25 protein-coding genes and 1 tRNA gene are annotated in these 25,008 nt (G+C 68.4%); 13 read left to right on the top strand and 13 right to left on the bottom strand.

The features are described from left to right. The first annotated feature begins 32 nt into the window (after positions 1 to 32). Together A605_RS06840 and A605_RS06835 are read left to right on the top strand one after the other, a co-directional pair. Positions 33 to 896, top strand: coding sequence for a hypothetical protein (locus tag A605_RS06840; protein WP_015400774.1), 864 nt, complete (start codon positions 33 to 35; stop codon positions 894 to 896). Between the two features lie 79 nt (positions 897 to 975). Beyond that, positions 976 to 1,587, top strand: coding sequence for a hypothetical protein (locus tag A605_RS06835; RefSeq protein ID WP_015400773.1), 612 nt, complete (start codon positions 976 to 978; stop codon positions 1,585 to 1,587). Positions 1,588 to 1,597: 10 nt separating this feature from the next. Here the strand turns inward: A605_RS06835 and A605_RS06830 are convergent, their stop codons facing one another. The 4 genes from A605_RS06830 to rpsA all read right to left on the bottom strand — a co-directional run bounded on the left by A605_RS06830 (position 1,598) and on the right by rpsA (position 6,547). Beyond that, positions 1,598 to 1,960, bottom strand: a complete 363-nt coding sequence (locus A605_RS06830) for a DUF4259 domain-containing protein (RefSeq protein ID WP_015400772.1) — start codon at positions 1,958 to 1,960, stop codon at positions 1,598 to 1,600. Positions 1,961 to 1,971: 11 nt separating this feature from the next. Next, positions 1,972 to 2,586: a dephospho-CoA kinase gene (gene coaE / locus A605_RS06825; RefSeq protein WP_015400771.1), complete on the bottom strand. Its 615-nt coding sequence runs from the start codon at positions 2,584 to 2,586 to the stop codon at positions 1,972 to 1,974. A gap of 20 nt (positions 2,587 to 2,606) precedes the next feature. Then, on the bottom strand, positions 2,607 to 4,667 hold the full coding sequence (locus A605_RS06820) for a glucose PTS transporter subunit IIA (RefSeq protein ID WP_015400770.1): 2,061 nt from the start codon (positions 4,665 to 4,667) through the stop codon (positions 2,607 to 2,609). Between the two features lie 419 nt (positions 4,668 to 5,086). After that, entirely contained in the window at positions 5,087 to 6,547 is a 1,461-nt protein-coding gene (gene rpsA / locus A605_RS06815; RefSeq protein WP_015400769.1) for a 30S ribosomal protein S1, read from the bottom strand. 212 nt (positions 6,548 to 6,759) lie between these two features. On the opposite strand from rpsA, the gene A605_RS06810 reads away from it, so the two are divergent. The 3 genes from A605_RS06810 (at position 6,760) to A605_RS06800 (ending at position 8,986) form a co-directional block, all read left to right on the top strand. Continuing rightward, a complete protein-coding gene (locus A605_RS06810; protein WP_015400768.1) occupies positions 6,760 to 7,518 on the top strand; it encodes a class I SAM-dependent methyltransferase in 759 nt (252 codons plus the stop codon). A gap of 116 nt (positions 7,519 to 7,634) precedes the next feature. Continuing rightward, positions 7,635 to 8,174, top strand: coding sequence for a hypothetical protein (locus A605_RS15840; RefSeq protein WP_015400767.1), 540 nt, complete (start codon positions 7,635 to 7,637; stop codon positions 8,172 to 8,174). 317 nt (positions 8,175 to 8,491) lie between these two features. Beyond that, positions 8,492 to 8,986, top strand: coding sequence for a hypothetical protein (locus A605_RS06800; RefSeq protein WP_015400766.1), 495 nt, complete (start codon positions 8,492 to 8,494; stop codon positions 8,984 to 8,986). On the opposite strand, the gene polA is transcribed toward A605_RS06800, so the two are convergent. Beyond that, positions 8,987 to 11,611: a DNA polymerase I gene (polA, locus tag A605_RS06795; protein WP_027004575.1), complete on the bottom strand. Its 2,625-nt coding sequence runs from the start codon at positions 11,609 to 11,611 to the stop codon at positions 8,987 to 8,989. 117 nt (positions 11,612 to 11,728) lie between these two features. Here polA and A605_RS06790 point away from each other — a divergent pair. The 8 genes from A605_RS06790 (at position 11,729) to A605_RS06755 (ending at position 17,687) form a co-directional block, all read left to right on the top strand. After that, positions 11,729 to 11,802: transfer RNA gene (locus A605_RS06790), tRNA-Leu, on the top strand. Positions 11,803 to 11,929: 127 nt separating this feature from the next. Next, on the top strand, positions 11,930 to 12,268 hold the full coding sequence (locus tag A605_RS06785; protein WP_027004576.1) for a hypothetical protein: 339 nt from the start codon (positions 11,930 to 11,932) through the stop codon (positions 12,266 to 12,268). A 32-nt stretch (positions 12,269 to 12,300) separates the two neighbouring features. After that, positions 12,301 to 12,585, top strand: coding sequence for a hypothetical protein (locus tag A605_RS06780; RefSeq protein WP_015400763.1), 285 nt, complete (start codon positions 12,301 to 12,303; stop codon positions 12,583 to 12,585). Positions 12,586 to 12,672: 87 nt separating this feature from the next. Continuing rightward, entirely contained in the window at positions 12,673 to 13,599 is a 927-nt protein-coding gene (locus A605_RS06775) for a DUF368 domain-containing protein (RefSeq protein WP_015400762.1), read from the top strand. An 86-nt stretch (positions 13,600 to 13,685) separates the two neighbouring features. Then, positions 13,686 to 14,582, top strand: a complete 897-nt coding sequence (locus A605_RS06770; RefSeq protein WP_015400761.1) for an ABC transporter substrate-binding protein — start codon at positions 13,686 to 13,688, stop codon at positions 14,580 to 14,582. After that, positions 14,579 to 15,493 carry an amino acid ABC transporter permease gene (locus A605_RS06765; RefSeq protein ID WP_015400760.1) on the top strand — a complete coding sequence of 305 codons (915 nt, stop codon included), beginning with the start codon at positions 14,579 to 14,581 and terminating at the stop codon, positions 15,491 to 15,493. Before A605_RS06770 ends, A605_RS06765 begins: the two co-directional genes overlap by 4 nt. After that, a complete protein-coding gene (locus A605_RS06760) occupies positions 15,493 to 16,257 on the top strand; it encodes an amino acid ABC transporter ATP-binding protein (RefSeq protein WP_015400759.1) in 765 nt (254 codons plus the stop codon). Before A605_RS06765 ends, A605_RS06760 begins: the two co-directional genes overlap by 1 nt. A 179-nt stretch (positions 16,258 to 16,436) precedes the next feature. Further along, positions 16,437 to 17,687: an HNH endonuclease signature motif containing protein gene (locus A605_RS06755; protein WP_015400758.1), complete on the top strand. Its 1,251-nt coding sequence runs from the start codon at positions 16,437 to 16,439 to the stop codon at positions 17,685 to 17,687. Here A605_RS06755 and A605_RS06750 read toward each other — a convergent pair whose 3' ends face one another. The 8 genes from A605_RS06750 to A605_RS06715 are packed head-to-tail and all read right to left on the bottom strand — an operon-like array spanning position 17,688 to position 25,001. Then, on the bottom strand, positions 17,688 to 18,434 hold the full coding sequence (locus A605_RS06750) for a sulfite exporter TauE/SafE family protein (protein WP_015400757.1): 747 nt from the start codon (positions 18,432 to 18,434) through the stop codon (positions 17,688 to 17,690). A 12-nt stretch (positions 18,435 to 18,446) separates the two neighbouring features. Beyond that, the gene (gene coaD / locus A605_RS06745) at positions 18,447 to 18,929 is read right to left on the bottom strand and encodes a pantetheine-phosphate adenylyltransferase (protein ID WP_015400756.1); all 483 of its coding nucleotides are present in this window, start codon (positions 18,927 to 18,929) and stop codon (positions 18,447 to 18,449) included. Then, positions 18,930 to 19,502: an RsmD family RNA methyltransferase gene (locus A605_RS06740; protein WP_015400755.1), complete on the bottom strand. Its 573-nt coding sequence runs from the start codon at positions 19,500 to 19,502 to the stop codon at positions 18,930 to 18,932. It lies immediately after the preceding gene. Then, complete coding sequence (locus A605_RS06735; protein WP_015400754.1) at positions 19,499 to 19,723, bottom strand: acyl-CoA carboxylase biotin carboxyl carrier protein subunit; 225 nt, start codon at positions 19,721 to 19,723, stop codon at positions 19,499 to 19,501. The genes A605_RS06740 and A605_RS06735 overlap by 4 nt, the downstream gene beginning before the upstream one ends. A gap of 10 nt (positions 19,724 to 19,733) precedes the next feature. Beyond that, positions 19,734 to 21,848, bottom strand: a complete 2,115-nt coding sequence (locus tag A605_RS06730; protein ID WP_015400753.1) for an ATP-dependent DNA helicase RecG — start codon at positions 21,846 to 21,848, stop codon at positions 19,734 to 19,736. 1 nt (position 21,849) lies between these two features. Next, a complete protein-coding gene (locus A605_RS06725; RefSeq protein ID WP_015400752.1) occupies positions 21,850 to 23,376 on the bottom strand; it encodes a DAK2 domain-containing protein in 1,527 nt (508 codons plus the stop codon). Between the two features lie 11 nt (positions 23,377 to 23,387). Beyond that, entirely contained in the window at positions 23,388 to 24,032 is a 645-nt protein-coding gene (locus tag A605_RS06720) for a uracil-DNA glycosylase (RefSeq protein ID WP_015400751.1), read from the bottom strand. Beyond that, positions 24,033 to 25,001 carry a thiamine-phosphate kinase gene (locus A605_RS06715; protein WP_015400750.1) on the bottom strand — a complete coding sequence of 323 codons (969 nt, stop codon included), beginning with the start codon at positions 24,999 to 25,001 and terminating at the stop codon, positions 24,033 to 24,035. It lies immediately after the preceding gene. Between the last annotated feature and the right edge of the window lie 7 nt (positions 25,002 to 25,008).

The following is a 25,008-nucleotide window of genomic DNA, read 5'->3' as shown; positions in this document are numbered from 1 at the left end:
CCCGTTCACCCCGATACCACACAGGAGACGTCATGTTCAATCCCTCATCCCCCGGCGCCGCCGAGGAGCTCCGCTCCACGGCGCTGACGGACCGCCGGGTACTCGACCAGGTCCGCGCCGAGCTCGATGCCCTCGGTTTCACCGTCGAACGCATCACGCGCCGTCCGGAGGAGGGAGGCACAGAGATCCGTCTCGCTGAGGGAGCGGTCCTGTGGACCGGTCCGCTCACCGATTCGGTCCGGCGCGCACCCGAGTCCGCACATGCCGAGCTCATCCGCAGCTGGGTACAGGCCTTCCTCACCGAGTTCCACAAGGCGTCCGAGCAACCGGAGGGTCCGGACCTCAGCGACCCGGCGGTACTCGCCACTCTCCGGATCCGTCTGGTCCCGGAGCTCCCGCTCCGACTTCCGATGACCTATGACTACGCACGTCACCTGGCCGACCTGCGGGAGCTGTTGTGTCTGCGGTGGGACAACGGCGTCGCCCTCCTGCCCGACCAGCTGGTCGCGGACGAGGATCTCGACCACCTCTTCGACATCGCCCGACGCAATATGCTGCGGGTGCCGATGGAACTCGTCGACGTCTCCGAGGATGAGGATCCCGTGGGCCTGTACGTGCTCCGCGGTGGCAGTGCCCTGGTCTCCTCCGTCCTGCCGTCACTGCCGTCCCTCGTGGCCGGGAAGTTCGGGCCGGATGCCGCCCCGGAAGGCCTGTTGGTCGCCGCGCCGAACAGGGAGACGCTCTATGCCACGCCGGTGGGTGATGACACCCCCGGTTATCTGTTGCGGGCCGTCACCGCGATGCTCACCCGGCACAGTCAGGCGACGGCATTCCCGTCGCTGTATCTGGTGACGGACCACTCTGTCGACCTGGCGGAGGTTGTCGTCCCCGGTTGACCGGAGAAAACATCCGGTCATTGACGGGCCAGGATGGGAACCCGGCCCTGTATGGTTCAGGGCAGGGAGAGTGATGCCCATGAAGAGACCGGCCCCTGCCGCACGGTCGGCGGTGTTCCTCGCCGGCCTGCTGCTGACCCTGCCCGCCTGTTCCAGTGGCGCCGAGCCCGGTACCGAGACACCTGCGCCGGTCGAAACGGCGACGGTGACGGTGAGCGAGACAGTCACCCCGACCACCGTCTCCGAGTCCTCGACCGCGGAGTCGCCCACCACGGGGGAAGTCAGCGCATTCGGGCGGAAGATAGCCGACCTCGCGCAGGTGGATCCCGCCCCCTATGCTTCGCGCCACATCTTCCCGCAACAACCCGGCTTCCAGTTCACGGGCCCGGACGGCACCTACTGCGAGGTATACGGGCAGCCGGAGGGCGTGGTCGAAGAGGTCGCCGCCATGTGCACCCACTCCGGTGAGGGTGAGATCAACGCCGTCTCCGTCAGCGGGGACCAACCGGCCACCACCCACCACGTCAACCGCATCTTCGCGCCCCGCGACCAGACCCGGATCCTCCAGCCGGGCACCCGACTCACCGCCGGTGCCGTCGCGTGTGGCGTGCCCGAGGACGGGGTCGCGGTGACCTGCGCTCTCGGCGCCCACGGTTTCACCGTGAGCACGCAGGGCGTGGAGACGGGGTGACCCGCCGATTTCAGGGCAGCGCGGCACGGGTGGCGGCCAGCCAGTCGTCGAGCTCCCCGGTGGCCTCCCACACCGCGTAGAGCTCGGAGTTCTCCGGATCCAGGATCCGTTCCATCTGCCGGCGTACCCAGCGCACCCGCTCCGGGGTGAACAACCGGGAGAGCACCTCCGGACGGATCCCCGTCGGCAGCTCATCCGTCCCGGAGGAGGCCAGCGCTCCGAGGGCGATGATCATCTCGCTGTCGTCGGGGTCCGGGCGGTGCTCGTCGATGGTGAAGCGGAAGCGCTCGAAGTTGAAGCGGTCTGCACGGATGTCGGCGAGCAGGTCGACTGCTCCGTCGTTGTCGTACGGTCCGACATCCCAGGTGCCCATGAGGAAAGAGTTTATGACGCGGCGGCGGCTTCCGCAGCACGAATCCTCTCCACCAGGGCGTCGACCTGGGGAGCGAGAGCGGCGGGGGTGCCGTTGTTGTCGATGATCACGTCCGCGGCGGTCCGCCGGACCTCGTCCGAGACCTGGGCGGCGATGCGGCGCCGGACGTCGTCCTCCGCCAGGCCGCGCAGGGACACGAGGCGGCTGACGCGGGTGTCGATGTCGACGTCCACGACGACGGTCAGGTCCATGGACTTCTGCAGGCCCTGGTCCACGAGCAGCGGCATGTCGTAGATGACGCTGCTCTCCCCCGCCTCCTCGGCGGCGGCGAAACGGCGGGCGGTCTCCTCTCGGATCCGCGGGTGGGTGATCGCGTTGAGCAGCTCGGTGTGCTCGGCGTCGACGAAGGCTCGGCGGGCCAGTTCTCCGCGGTTGAGGGTGCCGTCGGAGTGGAGGATGTCCATCCCGAACGTTTCGACCAGCTCCGCCAGCGCCGGCTGCCCCGGCTCAACGACCTCGCGGGCGATCCGGTCCGCGTCAATGACCTCGAAACCGCGTTCCGTGAGGAGAGTGGAGACGGTCGATTTCCCGCTTCCGATTCCACCGGTGAGTCCGATCTTCAGCATGCCGCCACCCTAGTTGCCGGTTACTCGCCCTGCTTGGCGAAGACCGTGATGACCTTGTCCCCGAGGTCCGCGTGTTCGGCGGGGTGGGCCTCCACGGTGGCGAATTTCTTCGTGTTGGCGATGAGCACCGGGGTGACCGCCGGGTAACCGGCCGCGGTGATGGCGTCCCTGTCGAAGGTGATCAGCACATCACCGGCCGAGACGCGCTGCTTCTTCCCGACGTGGACCTCGAAGCCCTCCCCGCCCATCTGGACGGTGTCGATGCCGATGTGGATGAGCATCTCGATGCCGTTGTCCAGCCGCAGTCCCACGGCGTGCCCGGTCTTCTGGACCGTGATGATGCTGCCGTCTGCTGGCGCGACGACGCTGTCCCCGGAGGGCTCGATGGCGATGCCCTGACCGAGCGCTCCGCCGGCGAAGGCCGGATCCGGCACCTCACTCAGCGCGATGGCACGGCCAGCCAGCGGCGCACCGATCTCGGTGACCGCCCCCGGGCGCAGCGCCGGCTTGACCTCCTTGGCGGGGGCTGCCGCGGTGGCGACGGCCGTACCGGCTGCGCCGTCCTCCGGGGTCGGTGCCGGGGCCGGCGTGGTCCCGGCGTCCTCCGCGGCGTCGATGCGCTCGTCCTCCTCCCGGTTGGCGGCCTCACGCTCGGCGGCGAGCTGGGCACGGATTTCGGCCCGCTCGTCCTTGCCGCGGTAGTCGAGGAAGATCACGAGCAGGAAGGAGGTCACGAAAGCGACGAGGACGCCGATGGTGTAGCCGATCATCGGGGTGAAGGCGGCGATGGTGAGCACGGAGGTGAACACGAAGGCGCTCGTCTCCGGCTGGACGAAGCCCATGACCACACCACCGGCGAAACAGCCGGGCAGCAGTCGGAAGTAGGTCTTCTTGAAGCGCAGGAGCACACCGTAGAGCGAGGGCTCCGAGATGCCGCCCAGCAGACCGGCCATCAGACCACCCAGGGAGACCTGGCGCATCTGGTTGTTGCGCTCCCGCAGGGAGATCACCATCACGCCGGCGACCACGCCGAAGCAGGCGAAGTTCCACGCACCCATCGGGCCCTGGATGAAGTCGTAGCCGAGGGTGGCGATGTTCTGGATCATGATGGCGTTGAGCGGCCAGTGCAGTCCCAGCGGAACCAGGAACGGGTAGAGCAGCGGGATGACGATCGCCAGGATGAACGGCGAGAAGTTGTAGATCGCCTCAAGCAGGTTGGAGATACCGTTGCCCACCCCGATACCGAAGGGGCCGAGCAGGAAAGCGGTGGCCGGGATCATGATCAGCAGGGAGAAGAACGGCACGAAGACCATCTGGACGGATGCGGGGATGAGCTTCTTCAGCCCCTTCTCCACCCAGTACAGGCCGATCGCCGCGATCAGCGGCGGGAAGACCTGGCTGGAGTAGTCGTTCAGGGTCAGCGGCAGGCCGAAGACCGTGATGGTCTCGCCGGCCTCACCGAGCGCGAGGAACTGCGGCGTCAGCAGGGCGGCGGGGATGGCCGCGCCCACCCACTCATTGGCGCCCAGTTTCCGGGCTGCGGTCGCACCGACGAAGATCGGCAGGAAGTAGAACACCGAGTTCCACATGGCGTGCAGGAACTGGTAGGTCGGCGGCTGCTCCTCCGCCCGGAAGTCCTGCAGCCCGAAGGTGTCCGCCAGCACGAGCAGGGTGATGATCAGCGAGGCACCGAGCAGGGCCCAGAGAATGGGACGGAAGGTGTCGGAGAGGAACTCGAAGGAGTAGTCGACCCAGGAGTACTTCCCGCGCACTCCCTCATACTCCTTCTTCTTCGGGGCGGACGACTCCCCGTCCCCGACCTGCCGCATGGCGGGTTCCTTCATGATCGCCTGGTAGTATTCCGCGACTCCGCCACCCATGACCACCTGCAGGCCGGTCGTCCCCTGCTTGACCACGCCGAGCACGGCGGGATCCTTCTCGAGGGAGTCGACGTCGACCTTCGACTGGTCGTGGAGCTGGAATCGGAGTCGGGTGGCGCAGTGGGTCAGGGATGTGACATTGTCCGCTCCGCCTATCTCGGTGATGATGTGCTGCGACGTGCTCGCCGTCTTGGACGCCATGGTTCAGACACCTTTCATGGGACACCGCAGATCGGCACACGGTGGTGCCGACCATGCGGAGATGTGCTGTCCGGGTCACGGCCATGAACCCTCCCCCACTGGCCATAACCGGTGCCCCTGGTGAGGCACGTCGATGTCCTGGTGGCAATGACCGTTCATGTCCGATTTCGGTCTTATGGCGTGATTCTACCCCCACAGGCCGCGAAGTGGAACGACTGAGCCCGCCCGGTTGGGCGGGATCGGAAATATTGGGCCACGCGATCAGACCGGGTATAACCGGATTCCGTGCTGACCCCAGGTGTTCCGTTCCCCTCGTGGCGGCCACGGAGCGGACGAGACGGCGCCGGCAAGCCGGACCCGGGCAGCAGAAAACCCCACGCACCGCTCAGGGTGCGTGGGGTCGGCTGAGCTACCGGGGTTTAGTTGCCGGTCAGCTTCTCGCGCAGAGCAGCGAGCTGCTCATCGGAGGCGAGGGTGCCGCCGCGCTCTTCCGGAACGGCCTCGGATGCCGGAGCCGCATCCGTGGTCTCGGAGGAGTAGTTGGTGGCAGCCTGCTCGGCGGCCTCGGCGGCAGCGGCACGGTGACGCTCGATCTGAGCGGTGTGCAGCTGGAAGCGACGCTCGGACTCGGCGTAGCGGTTCTCCCAGGCCTGACGCTGCTCATCGTAGCCCTCGAGCCACTCGTTGGCCTCCGGGTCGAAGCCCTCGGGGAAGATGTAGTTGCCCTGCTCGTCGTAGGAGTCGGCCATGCCGTACTTCGAGGGGTCGAACTCCTCGGTGTAGTCCTCGTCGGCCTGCTTGAGGGACAGGGAGATACGACGACGCTCGAGGTCGATGTCGATGACCTTGACCATGACATCCTCGCCGACGGTGACGATCTGGTCCGGCACATCCACGTGGCGCTGGGCCAGCTCGGAGATGTGGACGAGGCCCTCGATGCCCTCCTCGACGCGGACGAAGGCACCGAACGGGACGAGCTTGGTGACCTTGCCCGGGACGATCTGGCCCACAGCGTGGGTGCGGGCGAAGACGCGCCACGGATCCTCCTGGGTCGCCTTCAGCGACAGGGAGACGCGCTCGCGGTCGAGATCGACGTCGAGAACCTCGACGGTGACCTCGTCGCCGACGGTGACGACCTCGGACGGGTGGTCGATGTGCTTCCAGGACAGCTCGGAAACGTGAACCAGGCCGTCGACACCGCCGAGATCGACGAAGGCGCCGAAGTTGACGATGGAGGACACGACGCCCTTGCGGACCTGGCCCTTCTGAAGCTGGTGCAGGAACTCGGAGCGGACCTCGGACTGGGTCTGCTCGAGCCATGCTCGGCGGGACAGGACCACGTTGTTGCGGTGCTTGTCCAGCTCGATGATCTTGGCCTCGAGCTCCTGGCCGATGTACGGATCCAGGTCGCGGACGCGACGCATCTCGACGAGGGAGGCCGGCAGGAAGCCGCGCAGACCGATGTCGAGGATGAGGCCGCCCTTGACGACCTCGATGACGGTACCGGTGACCGGCTCGTCGTTGGCCTGCAGCTGCTCGATGTTGCCCCAGGCGCGCTCGTACTGGGCGCGCTTCTTGGACAGGATCAGACGGCCTTCCTTGTCCTCCTTGGTGAGGACGAGGGCGTCGATCTCGTCGCCGACCTCGACGACCTCATCGGGGTCGACATCGTGCTTGATGGACAGCTCGCGGGACGGGATGACGCCCTCGGTCTTGTATCCGATGTCAAGCAGCACCTCGTCACGGTCGACCTTGACGACGGTACCTTCGACGATGTCGCCGTCATTGAAGTACTTGATCGTGGCGTCGACTGCGGCGAGGAATTCCTCAGCGGAACCGATATCGTTGACGGCTACCTGAGGGGTGGTGGAATTGGGCATGTGTTCAGTTGCTCCGGATGGTATAGGAGATCGGAAGTGGACAGGAACGTGTCTCTCGGGAAACCACTATAGAGGTGATTCCGCGATCTCACCCCGAAAACGCCCCAACCCTCCTATTGTAGTCGGGCCCGTCTCAGCGCACAGACACGCGCCTGCCAGTGTAGATCGTTCACCCAGCCGGGGCAAATACTTCCGGGGATAGAATCCTGCCCATGACCACACCGGAAACATCAGCCACGCAGGCGGCCCAGGCCAACCGTTCCTGGTGGGACGGCGACGCCGGGCGCTACCACGCCGAACACGCCACCTACCTTGACGGATTCCACTGGTGCCCGGAGATGCTCGCCGAGGCCGACGCCCGCCTGCTCGGCGATGTGTCGGAGGCCTCGGTTCTCGAGCTCGGTGCCGGTTCGGCCCCCTGCGCGCGGTGGCTGGCCGCCGACGGTGTCGGCTTCGTCACCGCCTTCGACATCTCCCGGGAGATGCTGCGCCACGCCGGTGAGTCCGAGGTCGCCCTCGTCCAGGCCGACGCCCAGGCCCTGCCCTACGGGGAAGACTCCTTCGACGTGGTCTTCTCGGTCTTCGGGGCACTGCCCTTCGTCCCGGAGGTCGGCCCGGTGCTCGCCGACGTCGCGCGGGTGCTGCGGCCGGGCGGGCGGCTGGTGTTCTCCGTCAACCACCCCATGCGGTGGATCTTCCCGGACGATCCGGGCCCGGAGGGGCTGATTGCGGCGATCCCCTACTTTGAGCGCGAGTACGTGGAGACGAACGACGATGGCACGGTCACCTACGCCGAGTTCCACCGCACGGTCGGTGACTGGGTGCGCGCCCTCGTCGACGCCGGTTTCGCCGTCCGCGACATCGTGGAGCCGGAATGGCCCAAAAACCTGACCCAGACCTGGGGCCAGTGGTCCCCACTGCGCGGCCGGATTTTTCCCGGAACCGCGATCTTCGTGGCCGAACTGCACTGAGCAGAAATCACCGGGGTTTCGCCTCCCTCACGGTCCGGTAACGCAGGCAAACTTTCCGCGGCCAGTGCGCTAGTCTCGGGCAGGAGCACCGACATCCACCCCCTGCAAGGAGGGCGATGAAGTTGAGAACCACCACACCGCGACTGCTGACCACGCTGGCCGCCGCTGGAACTCTCACCCTGGCCGGCTGCACCGGAGGGGATGACGGTGCGGTCGCCCCTGAGACCGTCACCGCCACGGAGACCGCGGCAACGAACGGGGATCCGGCGGCCCCGGCGGCAGAGGCCACGGTCACCGAGGACGCATCCGCGGCCCCGACCGACGATGTGCCCGCCGATGACCTGCCATACGGCCCGGTCGGTTCGGAAGTCACCATCGCCGGGGAGTCGGCCACCGTGTGTATCCACGGTGACGGCTGGGGCACCAACATCTGGGCGGGCAACGCCAACACCAGCTGCGAGTTCGTCTCCGAGGCGCACCAGGCGCTCGTCGAGGGGCTGAACGCCACCGAGGACAATATCCGGAATCACCTCCGGGAGCAGGTGACGGTCAACAGCCCGGTCACCGGCCAGGACTACGTGCTGACGTGCGTCCCCCGTGGCGAGCGGCTGGTCACCTGCAGCGGCGGCGAGGGTGCGGCCGTCCACTTCTACTGACGAGCCCCCGCCCTTCCTCGCCCACCCTCAGCTTGTCGTTTAACCTTTGGGGTCCTTCCCGACGGGTGGGATGGGTGCTTTTTCGCGGTTTGTGCGTCCTCGTGGGCGTCCGGGGCCGGGGCGGGTGGGTTTCGGCGCACCGGCGGGATGGGCCAGCATCCGGCAGATGCGGCGATAGCCGGCCCGCACCCGTGCCGGGGTGAGCATCCTCGTCGGCAGGGGTTTGTGCCAGGGCAGACGGTGATCGACGGCCAGGTCCCTGGCCAGGCGTAGCTGGGTTCGGACAGTCGGACGAGGGATGGTTCGATCCGCGGTTGATGTCCCGGCTCACCGTCCATCTCCGCGGTGCCACCACGACTCCGGAGCAGCTGGTGCTCGCCTTCTGGGAGGGTTTCGCCCAGTTCCACGGCGGGATCGTCTACCTCACCTCCGATCCCAGCGGCGATGACGGCGGAGCGGGAAGGCGCGACGCCCTTGCCCGCCTGTCACCGGAGTTCCGGGAGGTCTACGACAGCGGCCTCCGCCTCCACTGGCCCGAGCGGGATTTCCTGTTGGCGGAGTCAAACCTGACAGAACTCGCGGACCCGGACTGGGGCCACGCCGCTGGCAGCGGCTGGCGGGAGGGCCGGTGGCCGGGCCCGACGCCACAGATGATCTGGCCCGCGGACCACTCGTGGGTGATCGCCACCGAGATCGACTGGGACTCCACGATCGTCGCCGGGCCGCATGTGCTCATCGACGCTGTGCTGGCGGACCCGGCGTTCGAGGCCTTTGAGACCGACCCGGACCGGCACCCGAGCGAGCCGCGCTGATCAGTGCGCCGCCACGTCCCAGTTCGGGCCCGAACCCGCGGAGACCTCCAGTGGCACCAGCAGCGTGATCGCCCCGTCCATCTCGCGCTCGACGATCTCGCGCACCTGCTCCAGCTCTCCCGGCGCGATCTCGACGACGAGCTCATCGTGCACCTGAAGCAAGACCCTGGACTTGACTTTCGCCTTCTTCAGCTCGCGGTCCACCCGGATCATCGCCACCTTGATGATGTCGGCGGCGGTGCCCTGGATGGGGGCGTTGAGCGCGGCACGTTCGGCGTTCTCGCGTGCGACCCGGTTGTCGGAGTTCAGTTCCGGCAGGTAGCGGCGGCGTCCGAACAGCGTGGCGGTGTAGCCGTCCTTGCGCGCCTTTTCCACCACCTCGGACAGGTAGCGCTTGACCCCGCCGAAGCGCTCGAAGTAGTTGTCCATGGTCGCCTTGGCCTCGCCGGCGGGGATGTTCAGCTGCTGGGACAGGCCGAAGGCGGACAGGCCGTAGACCAGTCCGTAGGACATGGCCTTGACGCGGCGGCGCAGTTCGGGGGTGACCTCGTCGATGCCGACGTCGAAGACCTTGGAGCCGACGTAGTTGTGGAGGTCCTCTCCCTCGCGGTATGCCTCGATCAGGCCGGGGTCCTCGGACAGGTGCGCCATCACGCGCATCTCGATCTGCGAGTAGTCGGCCGTCAGCAGGGTCTCGTAGCCCTCGCCGACGATGAAGGCGGAGCGGATCTTGCGGCCCGCCTCGGTGCGTACCGGGATGTTCTGCAGGTTGGGCTCGGTGGAGCTGAGTCGGCCGGTGGAGGCGACGGTCTGGTGGAAGGTGGTGTGGATGCGGCCGTCCGGCTGGACGGTCTTGATCAGCCCCTCGAGCGTGGACTTCATCTTCTGGTACTCGCGGTGGGCCAGCAGGTGGTCGAGGAAGGGGTGCGGGTGTTTGACGGCGAGCTGCTCGATCTCCTTCGCGGCCGTCGAGTAGCCGGTCTTGGTCTTCTTCGTCTTCGGCATGCCGAAGGTCTCGAAGAGCACGACCTGCAGCTGCTTCGGGCTCGACAGGTTGAGCTTCGGGTCCTCGGCCAGCTCGCGGGCGGCCTCCTCCTCCCGGGCGACCTGGTCGATGAAGTTCTCCAGCTGTTCCTCGAGGGTGGCGACGTCGACGGCGATGCCGGTGGCCTCCATGCGGGCGAGGATGCCGGCCAGCGGGATCTCCAGGTCGTGGTAGAGCTCGAAGGCGTCGATCTCCTGCAGTTGGACGGTCAGCGACTCGGCCAGCTCGAGGACCGCGGCGGCGGATTCGACCAGCGAGGTGTCCCCCATCAGCGACAGCTGCCCGTCCGGTTCGGTGAGCTGGCGCTGCAGGTGGCGCTGGTAGACGTCCTTGAGGTCGTAGGTGCGCTGGCCGGGGCGCAGCAGGTATGCAGCGATGGCGGTGTCGTGGGCGACCCCGCACACCTCCATGCCGCGCCCGGCGAACATGTGGAAGACGGCCTTTGAACCGTGCAGGTACTTCGGGTCGTCGCTTGCCAACCACCGCTCGAGTGCCTTCTCGTCCTCCGGACTGAGGTCGGCGAGCTCGGCGGCCACCGCGTGGCGCTGCGTATCGACGATCGCGAGCGCCTGGGCGTCGCCCGCGTTCGGTGCCCCATTACCCACCACGTAAAGGGCCAGGCCTTGTCCCTGGCGCTCCGGGAGCCATTCGGCGAGCGTGGTTTCGTCGACGACGACGTCACTGAGTTCGACCGTCGTCTCGGTCATCTCCCCCTCGGTGGGCACGACCGCGAGGATGCGCTCGCGCAGGTTGGCGCCGAACTCGAGGTCGTCGAAGCGCTCCGCCACCTCGGCCACGTCCGCGGGCCGCAGCGCCAGCTGGTCGGGGCCGACGGGCAGTTCCATGTCGGTGATCATCTGGGTCAGCTTCCGGTTGAGTTTCACCTGTTCGAGGCGCTCGCGGAAGCTGTCGCCGGCCTTGCCCTTGATCTCATCGGCGTGCTCGAGCAGATTGTCCAGGGAGCCGTACTGCGCGATCCACTTGGTGGCGGTCTTCTCCCCCACGCCCGGGATATTCGGCAGGTTGTCGGAGGGGTCTCCGCGCAGGGCCGCGAAGTCGGGGTACTGGATCGGGGTCAGCCCGTACTTCTCCTCGACGGCCGCCGGAGTGAAGCGGTGGAGGGTGGACACCCCGCGCACCGGGTAGAGCACGGTGGTCGTGTCGTCGACCAGCTGCAGGTAGTCGCGGTCGCCGGTGACGATCAGCGTCTCGTAGCCGAGCGGGCGGGCCGCGGTAGTCAGGGTCGCCAGGATGTCGTCGGCCTCGTAGTTTTCCTTGCTCAGCGTGGTGATGCCGAGCATCTCCAGGGTCTCCTGGAGGATGCCGACCTGGCCCTTGAACGCCTCCGGCGCGGCCTCGCGCTGGGCCTTGTACTCGGGGAACATCTCGGTGCGGAAGGTCTTGCGTCCGACGTCGAAGGCGACCGCCACGTGCCCCGGCTTCTCCTCACCCAGGAGACCGGCCAGCATCAAGAGAAACCCGTAGACGGCGTTGGTGTGCTGTCCACCGGTCGTCGAGAAGTTCTCGGCCGGCAGGGCGTAGAAGGCGCGGAAGGCCATCGAGTGCCCGTCGATGAGCAGAAGGCGGTTGTTCTCAGTCGTCTCAGTCACGTGCCCGAGTCTAGCGGTGGCGATTCCCTACCCGGCGTGGTCCTGCGCTAAGATCTCGCAGTGCACATCAAGTGCACACTGCAGCACGCCCTAGTAGCCCAATTGGCAGAGGCAGCGGATTCAAAACCCGCACAGTGTGGGTTCGAGTCCCACCTGGGGCACCGGATAATTCCCCCTGACAGGCAAGGCGTCCTGACAGGGGGCTTTTTCTGCTGCTCTCCCGACCTCCCCGGCCGACGATGATTACACTGCCCCTCGACACCGCCATCGACCCAGGAGCATGCCCTCATGCGTCGCATGATCATCACCGCAGCCTCGGCCGCCGCCATCTTCCTGGCTGCGCCGGTCACCGCCCACGCGCAGCTGCCGCCGGAGGTGCGGTCCGTCGTCGAGGACGCGGGTTCGGGTCTGCCGGAGATCGAACTCCCCGATCCGCGGACCTACCTGGACGGGGTGCGCGACGCCGTGGGCAGCAGCGGGAGCCCGGAGCTGAACACCGGACTGACTCTGCTGGCGGACTGGGCCATCGGTGCCGCGCTGATCTCGGTGGTCGGCGGACTGGTGGCCACCTTCTCTGAGTTGGTGGGGCCGTGCCCGGGGTCCTCCATTAGAGTGATGCGGGCATAAAGTCAGCCCTTCCCAAGGAGAACACCTTCCCCATGCGCCGTGCCATCATCGCTCTCGCCACCTCCGCCGCCCTCGTTTTCGGTGCGGTTCCGGCCGCCCAGGCGGAGTCGGGTTCCTCGTTCTCACAGAGCATCGAGGAGCTGCCGGCCGATCTCAGGCTCGGTTCCTCCGGCGCGGAGCTGCTCTCCTCCACCGGCGCCACCGGGGACGATCAGCGCGAGGGCAGCTCGATGATGTTCCGGGACTGGCTGATCGGCTTCGTCGCGCTCGGCATCTTCGGTGCCCTCGCGAACGTCGTCACGTCCGTCGCGCGGTAGGCGCGGGCGTCGATAAGCATCTCTATCCGCCGCCTGTCTGTATCTTCCCGTACCACACCCCTGCACGAAAGAAGCACCGCATTCCAGATGTCTGCACCAACTGAAACCCACGTCTATCCGAAACCGACGCCGCGTACGCCGCTGGCGGTCATCCTCAATTTCGTCCGCGGCGCACTGATCGGTATGGCCGAGCTGGTCCCGGGCATCTCAGGTGGCACCGTGGCGCTGGTCGTCGGCATCTACGAACGTGCGCTCAACGCCGGCAACCAGCTGATCAAGCGCCAGTTCGCCAAGGTGGACTGGTGGTTCCTGGTCGCCGTCGGCCTCGGCATGGTCGCCGCCGTGTTCACGATGTCGACGGTGCTGGTCAACTTCGTCGAGGGGTACCCCGAGCTGTCGCGCGGCCTGTTCCTCGGCATGGTCGCCGTTTCCATCCTCGTGCCGGTCGGCATGATGGATCCGGAGGATCTGCGGCGGAAACTGCCGGTCGCGCTCCCGGTCTTCCTCCTCTCGGCCGTCGTGGCCTTCTTCGCCACCGGTTTCACCTCGGCCCCGCAGGAGAATCCGTCCCTGGTGATCATCTTCTTCGCCGCGGCCGTCGCCGTGTGCGCCCTGGTCATGCCGGGCATCTCGGGGTCCTTCCTGCTGTTGGCCCTGGGTCTGTACTCGCCGGTGATGGCGTCGCTGTCGAACCGCGAGTGGGACGTCATCATCGTGTTCATGCTGGGTGCCCTGCTCGGCATCATTCTGTTCGTCCGGGGTCTGACCTGGATCCTGGAGAACCACCGCACGCTGACGCTGACGGTCATGTCCGGACTCATGCTCGGCTCATTGCGTGCCCTGTGGCCGTGGCAGACCGGGGACGCCGACCTGCTCGCCCCCTCGGGCAATGTGTGGCCGGTCGTCGGGATGATCGTGCTCGGCGCGGTGATCGTCGCCGCCTTCATCGTCGCCGACCGGGTGGCCACCGTCCGGGGCGGGGCGACCGTCATCACGCAGTCGCAGCCCGAGTAACACCCGCGACAGAAGCCGGAAAGCGGGGCGGAAATGATCCCCGCCCGAATTCCGGGGCCGGTGGTGATACCTGTAACGTCACCGGCATGACCCGACTGAAAGTAATCGCCGCGATCGCGTCGGCGACCATGCTGGCGGGCTGCGTGACGAACTCCGAGGAAGGCAATCCCGAGGGCTGGTCCCCCATCGTCCCGGACGAGGTGCCCGAGATCGCCGAGATGGTACCCGCGTCCGTGGCCGCCGACGGAGTCCTCTCCGCCGGCACGAATCCGCCGTTCGCCCCCTTCGAGTTCAAGGACTCGCAGGGCGACATCATCGGCATGGAGATGGACCTGATGCGCGCCACCGCCGCGGTGGCGGGCCTGGACTACGAACCCGTCGAGCAGGATTTCGCGATGATCCTGCCGGCCGTGCAATCCGGCACCCTCGACGTCGGCGCCTCCGGCTTCACCGACACCCCGGAACGCCGCGAGAACTTCGACTTCGTCAACTTCCTCTACGCGGGCATCCAGTGGGCCCAGCAGCCGGGCGATGACGTCGACCCGGACAACGCGTGTGGCCTGACCGTCGCGGTGCAGCGCACCACGGTCTCCGAGACCGACGACGTCCGCCCCAAGTCAGAGGAGTGCCTCGCCGAGGGCAAGGAGGGGATCAGCGTCCTGTCCTACGACACCTCGGACAACGCCGCCCTGGCCGTGCTGATGGGCCGTGCCGACGCGTTCTCCGCCGACTCCCCTGTCACCGCCTGGGCGATCAACCGCTCCGACGGGAAGATGGAGGAGACCGGTGGGATATTCGACGCCGCGCCCTACGGCTGGGCGGTGCCGAAGGACAGCGAGCTGGGACCGGCCCTGGCCGCCGCCCTGCAGCACCTCATCGACACCGGCGATTACCAGCGCATCCTCGCCCAGTGGGGCGTCGAGGACGGTCTGGTGGAACAGGCACTGATCAACGAAGAACCCCTGGAAGGACTGCCCTCATGACCTCACCGGCCCCCATTCAGGCGAAGCCGCTGCGCCACCCCGGGCGCTGGGTGCTCGCCGCCGTGCTGCTCGCACTGTTCGCCTGGTTCATCATCGGTGCGGTGACCAATGAGGCGTACGGCTGGGACACCTACCGTCAGTACCTCTTCGACACCCGCATCGCGACGGCCGCCCTGCACACCCTCGCACTGACGGTCCTGTCCATGATCATCGGCGTCGTGCTCGGCGCGCTGCTGGCCGTGATGCGCATGTCCCCCAATCCGGTGCTGCAGGCGGTGTCCTGGGTCTATCTGTGGGTCTTCCGTGGCACGCCCGTCTACGTGCAGCTGGTCTTCTGGGGCCTGCTCGGCTCGCTCTACCAGACCATCAACGTCGGCTTCGCGGAGCTTGACCTCCAGGGCCTGCTGTCGAACATGTTCCTGCTCGCCATGCTCGGTCTGGGACTGAACGAGGCCGCCTACATGGCCGAGATCGTCCGCTCCGGCATCTCGTCTGTGCCCGAGGGCCAGATGGAGGCCTCCAAGGCGCTCGGCATGGGCTGGTGGATGACCATGCGGCGCACCGTCATGCCCCAGGCCATGCGCATCATCATCCCGCCGACCGGCAACGAGCTGATCTCCATGCTCAAGACGACCTCGCTCGTGGTGGCCGTGCCCTACTCGCTGGAGCTCTACGGCCGGTCGATGGACATCGCCGCCGCCCTGTTCGAACCGGTGCCGATGCTGCTGGTCGCCGCCACCTGGTACCTGGCCGTGACCTCCCTGCTGATGGTCGGCCAGCATTACCTGGAGAAACACTTCGAGAAGGGCGCCAAGCGCGAACTCACCGGCCGCCAGCTCGCCGCCCTCTCCGACGCCGAGGGCACCATCCCCGGCAACGTCACCATCGTCACGGACCGAAAGGACAACTGATGACCGACCTCATGATCGACGCCCGGCAGGTCCACAAGTCCTTCGGCCAGCTGCAGGTGCTCAAGGGCATCGACCTGCAGGTGCCCCAGGGCACCGTCACCTGCCTGATCGGCCCCTCGGGCTCCGGCAAGTCGACGATGCTGCGCTGCGTGAACCACCTGGAGAAGATCACCGCCGGCCGACTCTACGTCGACGGCGAACTGATCGGCTACCGCGAGCGCGACGGCGTGCTCTACGAGATCTCCGAGAAGGAGGCCGCCCGTCAGCGCTCCGGCATCGGCATGGTCTTCCAGCAGTTCAATCTCTTCCCCCACCGCACCGCCCTGGAGAACATCATCGAGGCGCCCGTCCACGTCAAGGGCGTGCCGGTGGCGCAGGCGAAGAAGCGGGCCCTCGAGCTGCTCGAGCAGGTGGGTCTGGCGCACAAGGCCGACGCCTACCCGGTGCAGCTGTCGGGCGGGCAGCAGCAGCGCGTGGCCATCGCCCGCGCCGTCGCCATGGATCCGAAGCTGATGCTCTTCGACGAGCCGACCTCGGCGCTGGACCCTGAGCTCGTCGGCGAGGTGCTGCGCGTCATGCGCGAGCTGGCCGACGACGGCATGACCATGCTCGTGGTCACCCACGAGATGGGCTTCGCCCGCGAGGTCGCCGACACGGTCGTGTTCATGGACGGGGGCGTGGTCGTGGAGGCCGGCGCCCCGAAGGATGTGCTGGACAATCCGCAGGAGCCGCGCACCCAGGAGTTCCTCTCCTCGCTCCTGTAGAGCGGGAGGCGGGCCGTTTCGAGCCGGAGTGAGCAGCGTTTTCGCTGGTCGCTCCGGCTCCACCCCTGTTCGGGGGCTCTGTGTCCGGGGCAGGTTCTAGAGTCACTATCGAACGCCTGAACTAATGGTGTTCTGGTCCGACCCACGACTAGCCACCTTCCAGGAGGTGTCCTGCCGCCTTGTCCACCGCCCTGTCCGCCCCACCCGCCTACTACTCGGTCACCAACCCCGACGACCCCGTCGCGGTATTGTCCCGCGACGTCATCCGCAAGGACTACGAACTCTGGTCCACCCTGACCCACCACCTCGATCCCGAGCAGGACAGCGACGTCCTCGCCGCCTCACTGACCCGCAGCACCGGAATGGCCAAAAACTTCATCCAGAACAACCTCATGGCCATCCTCACCCTCGACGAACTACCCCGCCTCCGCGCCCTGCAGGAGGAGCTCTGGCACCTCGACCTGCACCGCCTCCGGGCCATCGACTCCGCCCTGGCACCCGCCGACCGCGACCACCTGCCGGAAGTCGATGAACAACTCACCGACTACCTCACCGCCACCCGCCCCAACCAGCTGGTCCCCGGAGCCCGGGCCATCCAGAACAAGATCAGGGCCATCCTCGCCGAACTCGACGACACCATCGACACCGACGACGAGCCTTCCCAGCTGCCCGGTGAGTCCTATGCGATGACCTTCAACGCGGACGGCACCGCTGATCTCACCGCCCGGTTCAACGCCGTCGATGCCGTCGAGATCGACCTCCGTGTCCGCGCCCTCGCCGAGGCCGAGGGACTCACCCTGGCCCAGGCCCACGCCGCCCTGGTGCGGGGTGCCGACGGGGTGCGCGTCCACCTCAACGCCTACCGTGCCTCAGACGTGGAGGACGCCCCGGCATTCATCCACCGGGTCGGCTGGGTGGACAAGGCCACCACCGACACTCTGGTGGAACGGGCCTGCCACACCCGGGACATGGACGCCGCCGCCGGGATCACCACGGATTCCTACACCACACCGGATGTCCTGCGGATACATATCGAGGGCCGCGACGGGACCTGCCGGTGGCCCGGCTGCACCCGGCCGGCCACCGTCTGCCAGATGGACCACCGCATCAACCACACCGACGGCGGCCCCACCACAGCCTCCAATCTGGTCAGCCTGTGCCAGCGCCACCACAACTTGAAGACCGCCCGGCACGCCTTCTACCACCTCGACCCCACCACCGGCGACATCATCTGGCTGTTCGCCGACGGTACCTGGGTCTACGACGAAGCCGAGGGACCACTGTCCCGCACATCGAGGCTGTGGGTACAGACCCTGCATCAACGACGAGAAGAACGCCACCACGACGCCCGGTCCAGGGCCCAACACCGCAAACGGATGAAAGACCAGGCCAACGACACACCCGAGGAGGACAGCCCACCACCGTTCTGATCACACCAGCCCGCTGATGCCGCGCACGAGGACGACGACTCCGCCCATGGCCGCCAATGCCAGGGCCAGTTTCCGGGCTCGGCCCCGGGCGATGTAACGGCTGAACACGATGCCGGAGCCGATGCCGAGGGCCATGGCAGCCACCCCCACCGGCCAGATCAGCCAGTGGGTGTCCGCCAGGGACCCGGCACCGGTGAGGAGCTTGATACCGAAGGAGATGAAACCAGCCACCATGAAGATCGGCTGCAGCGTCGCCGCGTAGGTCTGCTGCGGCCAGCGCGAGGCCTGGGCGTAGACCGTCAGCGCCGGGCCGGCGATCCCGGCGAGCGTGTTCATGAAGCCGCCGGCCACGCCCGCCACCACCGCGGGTGCCCTCCCCGACACCCGGGGCACCTTGTCCTGCCCGAAGGTGACCACGGCCAGGGCGACGAGCAGCACCCCGCCGACCAGCGCCTGCAGCAGCGGGGGTGAGACCTCCCGCACCAGCAGGGCACCCGGCACGGCGCCGAGAATGAGCACCGAGGCGATCAGTCCGAATTTCCGCCAGTCGACGTTCTGCCGGACCGTCACGGTCGTGGCGGCCGCGTTGACCACCGCCAGCGCGTTGACCACGAGGATGCCCTCCACCGGGCCCATGACGACCGACAGCACCGGCCCGGCGATCAGACCGAGCCCCATACCCGAGACACGCTGCAGGCAGGAGCCGATGGCGACGATGACGAAGAGGAGGAGCAGCCCGGGAAGCACCCGACCAGACTACTAGTCCTGCGCCCGGTACTTCTCCACCACCGCGTGGACGACCGGGTCGGGCAGCAGCCCGGAGACGTCGCCGCCGTACTTGGCGACCTCCTTGCACAGCGAGGATGAGATGTAGCCGTACTTCTCGTCGGTGAGCAGGAAGAACGTGTCGATGCCCGACAGTCGCCGGTTCATCTGCGCCATCGGCAGCTCGTACTCGTAGTCGAGTGCGGTGCGCAGCCCCTTGACCAGCGCATTGATTCCGTGGGCCGTGGTGTAGTCCACCAGCAGCCCGGCCCACCAGTCGACCTTGATGTTGGGGATGTGGGCGACGACCTCGCGGATGAGCTCGATGCGCTCCTCGATCGCGAACAGCCCCGACCGCTTGTTCGGGTTGCCCGTGACCAGGACGACCACCTCGTCGAAGTGCTCGGCGGCCCGGGTGAAGATGTCGAGGTGGCCCATGGTCACCGGGTCGAAGGAACCGGGACAGACTGCTTTCACTCAGGCTTCCTCTCGGTGGTACACGGCCATGTCCATGCGGGCGGTGCCGTAGGTGCGTTTCTTCAGCTTCTGGGTGGTGGGGACGAAACCGTCCGGCCAGTCCGTCTCCGGGGAGGCGACGTGCCGCTCGACGACGACCGCCGCGCCGTCGGCGAGCGCCGGGATCAGTGCCTCGAGCATCTCGCGCACCGCCTCGTCGGTCAGCGCGTAGGGAGGGTCGGCGAGCACCATGTCGAAGTGGTCGCGGGGCGCCTGGGCGAGGTAGGTGGAGACCTTCATCTCCTCCACGCGCACGTCCGGGTGCTTGACGACGGCCGCGTTGGCCCGGATGATGGCCGCGGCCGGCGGGTGATTCTCCACCAGCACGACCTCGGCGGCACCGCGGCTGGCGGCCTCCAGGCCGAGCGCGCCCGAACCGGCGAACAGGTCGAGCACGCGGGCGTCGACGAATCCGAAGCGGACCTGCAGCGAGGAGAACAGTCCCTCGCGCGCGCGGTCGGAGGTCGGGCGGGTGCCGGCCGGCGGAACCTTCAGCTTCCGCCCGCGGGCCTCCCCGGAGATGATGCGGGTCATGGCCTCTCCTCCCCGGCCTCGAGGGTCAGCAGCTCGTCGCCGCCGACGACATCGGCGAAGTCGTCGGTGCCCAGCTTTCCGATGGTCCCGGGTCCCGGCGCGGCGACGGGTGCCTCCAGTTTGACCGCCTCGACGGTCGCGAGGACGTCGCCGGTGGCCACCATCTGGCCCGGGGCCACGTGGTAGCGCACGATCCCGGCGAAGGGTGCACAGATTTTCATGCCCCCTACCTTAACTCTTTTCGAGGTATTCCCTGTCGTCGCGGGCGACGTCGCTGACGAGACGCTGGGCGAGCTGGGGGTCCCCGGCGACCAGGAGGTCGGCGTCGAGGTTGGCGCGTTCGATCAGTTCGTAGTCGGTGAGCAGGTTGAGCAGCCGGACGGTGCGTTCGGTGCCGGACTGCCGGGTGCCCAGCACGTCGCCCTCCTGGCGGGTCTCCAGGTCGATCTCCGCCAGGCGGAAGCCGTCGGAGGTGGCGGCGACGGCGGACACTCGTTGGAAGGCGGGGCTGTCGGGGTCGGCGAGGGTGTGGAACAGGCACAGGGAGGCGTGCCCGCCGCGGCCGACGCGTCCGCGCAGCTGGTGCAGCTGGGAGACGCCGAAGTGCTCGGACTCGCGGATGAGCATGACGGTGGCGTTGGGCACGTCGACGCCGACCTCGATGACGGTGGTGGCCACCAGGATGTCGATGCCGCCGCGGGCGAAGTCCGCCATGATCGCGTCCTTCTCCTCGCCGGGCAGCCGTCCGTGGAGGACGCCGACGGTCAGGTCGCGGAAGGCTCCCTCGCTGAGGCGCCCGGCGATGTCGATGACCCCGCCCTCGCCGTCGATGCGCGGGCAGACGATGTAGGCCTGCCGGCCGTCGGCGACCTCCTCCCCGATGCGTTCGATGGAGCGGGTGACCCAGGTGGGTCTGGCCTCGGGTACCACGGAGGACTGGATGGGTTTGCGGCCGCCGGGCAGCTCGCGCAGCGTGGACACGGCCAGGTCGCCGAAGACGGTCATCGCGATGGTGCGGGGGATGGGCGTGGCCGTCATCACCAGCAGGTGCGGGGTCAGTCCGTCGCGGCCCTTGGAGCGCAGGCGGTCGCGCTGCTCCACGCCGAAGCGGTGCTGCTCGTCGACGACCACGAGGCCGAGGTCGAAGAACTCGACGGCGTCCTGGATGATCGCGTGGGTGCCGACGACGATGTCGGCCTGGCCGGAGACGATGTCGAGCAGGTTCTGACGCTTCGTGGCCACCGGCATCGAGCCGGTCAAGGGAACGACGTTGACGGGCAGTCCGGCGTCGGCGAGCAGGGCGGTCAGGGAGCGGGCGTGTTGGACGGCGAGCACCTCGGTGGGCGCGAGCATGGCGCACTGCTGCCCGGCGTCCACGGCCTGGAGCATCGCGAGCAGGGAGACGATGGTCTTGCCGGAGCCGACCTCGCCCTGCAGGAGCCGGCTCATGGGCACCGGTCGGGCGAGGTCGCGGGAGATCTCACTGAGCACCTGTTGCTGTCCGGCGGTCAGCGGGTACGGCAGGCCCGCCAGCAATCCGGCACGGTGGCCGTCCGGGGCGGGCTCGAGCGCGGGGGCCCGGCGGTGCTCGGTGTCGCGGCGGCGCAGGGCCATCACGAGTGCGAGGGAGAGCGCCTCGTTGTACTTCAGGCGCTCGAGGTGACGCTCGGGGCCGGCCGAGTCGGGTTGGTGGATGCCGCGGATCGCCTCGTCGAAACCGACGAAGCCCACCGGGGTGCCCGGCAGCGGCTCCGGGATCGGGGGCAGGGTGCGCAGGATCTCGCGGATGGCGCCCAGGAGCCGCCAGGACGGCACCTTGGCCTTCGCCGGGTAGACCGGCAGGTAGTCGAGGCCGGTGAGGATCTCGTCGAGGTCGCCGTAGACGGACAGGCTGCGCAGGCTGCCGGTGGCGGCCTGTTTACCGGCGTTGTCCCCCGGCTTCGGCAGGAGGAGGAAGTCGGGGTGCTGGATCTGGGGGGTGCCCTGCCAGTGGTTCAGCTTGCCGGAGAACATGCCGCGCGCGCCCCTGACGAGGACGCGGGAGGCGTAGCGGGCGTTGAAGAAGGTGGCGGTCAGCCGGGTGCGGCCGTCGGCGATGGTGATCCGGTGGATCTGCTTTCCCTTCGCCGAGAAGGTCTCGGCGTGGAGGACCTCGCCGACGCAGGTGACGATGTCACCGTCGTGGGCGCGCTCGACATTGACGCCGGCGCCGTGGCGGGAGTAGGCGCGCGGGTAATGCCCGAGGAGTTCGCCACAGGTGGTGAACTCGAAGGCCTTGGTGATGGCCTTGGCCTCCTTGTCCGGGAGGACCTCGGTCAGGTCGCGGTCATCGGTCCAGCCCAGCACGCTACTCGACCCCTATCTCGGCGAGGTGCCCCAGCTCGTCCGCGGGGAAGGCCATGACGTCGACGCGCAGGCGTGCGCGCAGCTCCTCGACGTCGATTTCCTCGCCGGCGAGGACGGTGACCTGCTCTCCCCCGCTCTCGAGCAGGCGTCGGCAGGCGGCGAGGACGGCGTCGTCGAGGGTGTCGGCGACGAGGATGATCTCGCCGAGGGAGGTGACGATGATGTCGCCCTTCGCGCATGGTCCGGCGGGGGTCAGCGCGGCCTTCTCGGCGCGGGTGAGCACGGCGGTGCGCATCGCGGAGGCCGCCTCGGACATGGCGTAGGCGGCGACCCCCAGCGGGTCCTCCGGTTCGTGGACGGTCAGTGCCGCGATGCCGGAGACCAGGCGCGCGGTGGGCAGGAGCGTGATGGCCTGCTCGAAGGCGTGGGTGGCGCGCTCGACGGCGACGAGCTGGCGGCGGTCGAGCAGTCCGTTCGGCAGGAGGATGACCTCCTCGGCGCCGCAACGGCGCACGTGGCCGAGGATCTCGGTGACGGCGTCCCTCCCCGGCGTGACGACGACCGCGCCCGCCTCCCGGTACAGCTCCGCGACGGAGCCGGCCGGGGTGACCGCGACGACGATCCGGTTCGGCGCCTCGACCTGCGGGGCGTCGGGAAGCACCTCCAGGCGCAGATCGGAGACCTCCCCGGCGGCGAAGGCCCACTCGATGACGGTCCCGGCGTCGTGGGAGTGGAGGTGGACGGTGCCCTCGGTGTCGTCGGCGCGGGCGACGAGCAGGCTGTCACCGAGGCCGGAAAGCTCCTCCTCCAGCGCGTCGAGGTCACCGCGGAAGTAGAACATGACCTCCAGTTCGGCGGCCCGGCCGTGGGACTCGGGTACGACCTGTCCGGGGTGGTCGTCGCCCCCGGGATCCCCGGTGCCCTCGATCTCGGCGAGCAGGGCCTCGATGAGCACGAGGAAACCGGTGCCGCCGGCGTCGACGACCCCGGCCTCGCGCAGCACGTCGAGCTGGGAGGGGGTCTTGGCCAGGGCGGTGCGGGCGGCGTCGACAGCGGCGGTGACGACGTCGTGCAGCGCGCCCCCGGTCTCGCGGGCGGCGACGGCCGCGGCACGCAGCACGGTGATGACGGTGCCCTCCACCGGCTCGGAGATCGCCCGGTCCACCAGGCTCACGGCCGTGGTCAGGGAGCGGCTGATGGCCTCGCCGTCCACGCGGCCGTCGACGGCCGACTCGGCCACGGCGCGCAGCACCTGGCTGAGCACCACGCCGGAGTTGCCGCGGGCGCCGCGCACGCTGCCGGCCGCGATCGCCTGGGCGACGCGGACGACGTCGGAGGTGTCCTCCAACCGGTCCACCTCCGCCAGGGCGGCCTCCATGGTGTGGGCCATGTTGGAGCCGGTGTCGGCGTCGGGCACCGGGAAGACGTTGAGCGCGTTGATCTCCGCGCGGCGGGCGGATAATTCGGCCACCGCCCGCGCTGCCCAGTTGTGCAGTCGGGTGCCGTCGAGCTCACGCGGGTAAGACATACCCAGTTAGTCTACAACCGCCAGTCCACCGGTTCCCCGCCTTGTTCCACCAGCAGCTCATTGGCGCGGGAGAAGGGGCGGGAACCGAAGAAACCGCGGGAGGCCGACAGCGGCGAGGGGTGCGGGGACTCCACGCGCGGGACGTCGCCGAGGAAAGCGCCCGTCGACTGGGCGTCGCGGCCCCACAGGATGGCCACGAGCGGCTTCTCCCGGGCGGCCAGGGCACGGATCGCGGCCTCGGTGACCGGTTCCCAGCCCTTGCGGCGGTGGGAGGCGGCCTTGCCGGGGCGCACGGAGAGCACCCGGTTGAGCAGGAGCACGCCCTGATCCGCCCAGGGGGTGAGGTCGCCGTCCTCGGGCGGGTCGACCCCGAGATCGTCGTGCAGTTCCCGGTAGATATTGGCCAGGCTGCGCGGCGGACGCACCCCCGGCCGGGTGGAGAAGCTCAGGCCCATCGCGTGGCCGGGTGTGGGATAGGGGTCCTGGCCGACGATGAGGACCTTCACCTCGTCGAAGGGGTCCTGGAAGGCGCGGAGGATGTCGTCGCCCTTGGGCAGGTACGCCGGTTCGGAGCGCAGGAAATCGCCCATGCGGTGGATCTGGTCCTCGACGGGCTCGAGTGCGGGTAGCCAGCTGGGGTGGACGGGAAGGTTCATCTAGAAGCTCACCCACCCGTGGCCGTAGGCGGGCTCGAGACCGTCGACGGTCACGCCCTCTCCCCGGGTGACCCGGGCGATGCTGCGGAAACCCGAGGGCGGATCCCCGGCGGTGGCCGCCAGCAGGGTGTGGTCCTCGCCGCCGGCGAGCACCCACTCCCAGGGGTCCGCATCGAGCAGTTGCCCGGCGCGCAGGAGCAGCTCGTCCGGCTCGACGGCCGAGGAGTGCAGGTCGATGCCCACTCCGGAGCGCCGCGCCATGATACCCAGGTCGGCGACGAGCCCGTCGGAGTTGTCGGTCATGGCGGTCGCGCCCGTGGCCCGGGCGATGACCCCCCGTCCCGGGTTCAGCCGCGGCGCGCAGTGCGCCTCGACGAGCTCCGTGAATTCCGCGGGCACGTTCTCGCGGCCGAAACGGTCCAGCAGGGCCAGGCCGGCGGCAGACCAGCCGAGTCGGCCGTGGGCGACGATTCTCTGCCCCGGGCGGGCGCGGTCGAGCGTCAGTTCCGGCAGGGAACCGCCGAGCGAACCGATCGCGGTGACCGACAGGACCAGTTCGGCGCCCGAGGTCAGGTCGCCGCCGACGAGTTCGGCGGAGTACTCGCCCGCCCGGTCCGCTATCCCGGCGGCCACGCCCCGGATGTAGGAGACCGGGGTATGCGGCGGGGCGGAGATCGCCAGCAGTGCCGCCAGGGGGCGGGCGCCCATCGCCTCGACGTCGGCGAAGTTCTGCACGATCGCCTTGCACCCCACCTCCTCGGGCGTGGACCACTCCACCTTGAAGTGGCGGCCCTCGATGAGCATGTCGGTGGTGGCCACGGCCCGCGAGTTCGGGGACGCGTGGGACAGCACGGCGGCGTCGTCCCCGTTGCGGGACGACGGTGCTGCGCTGATGATCTCCTCGATGGCCCGGTGCTCGCCGACCTCACCGAGGGTCGGCCCAGCGTACCGGGCGGGGAAGGTGGTCAAGACTGAA

This window comes from Corynebacterium halotolerans YIM 70093 = DSM 44683 (assembly GCF_000341345.1).
Taxonomy (GTDB): domain Bacteria; phylum Actinomycetota; class Actinomycetes; order Mycobacteriales; family Mycobacteriaceae; genus Corynebacterium; species Corynebacterium halotolerans.
The sequence above is the reverse complement of the archived record's forward strand: the minus strand, read 5'-3'. Positions and strand labels throughout refer to the sequence as shown.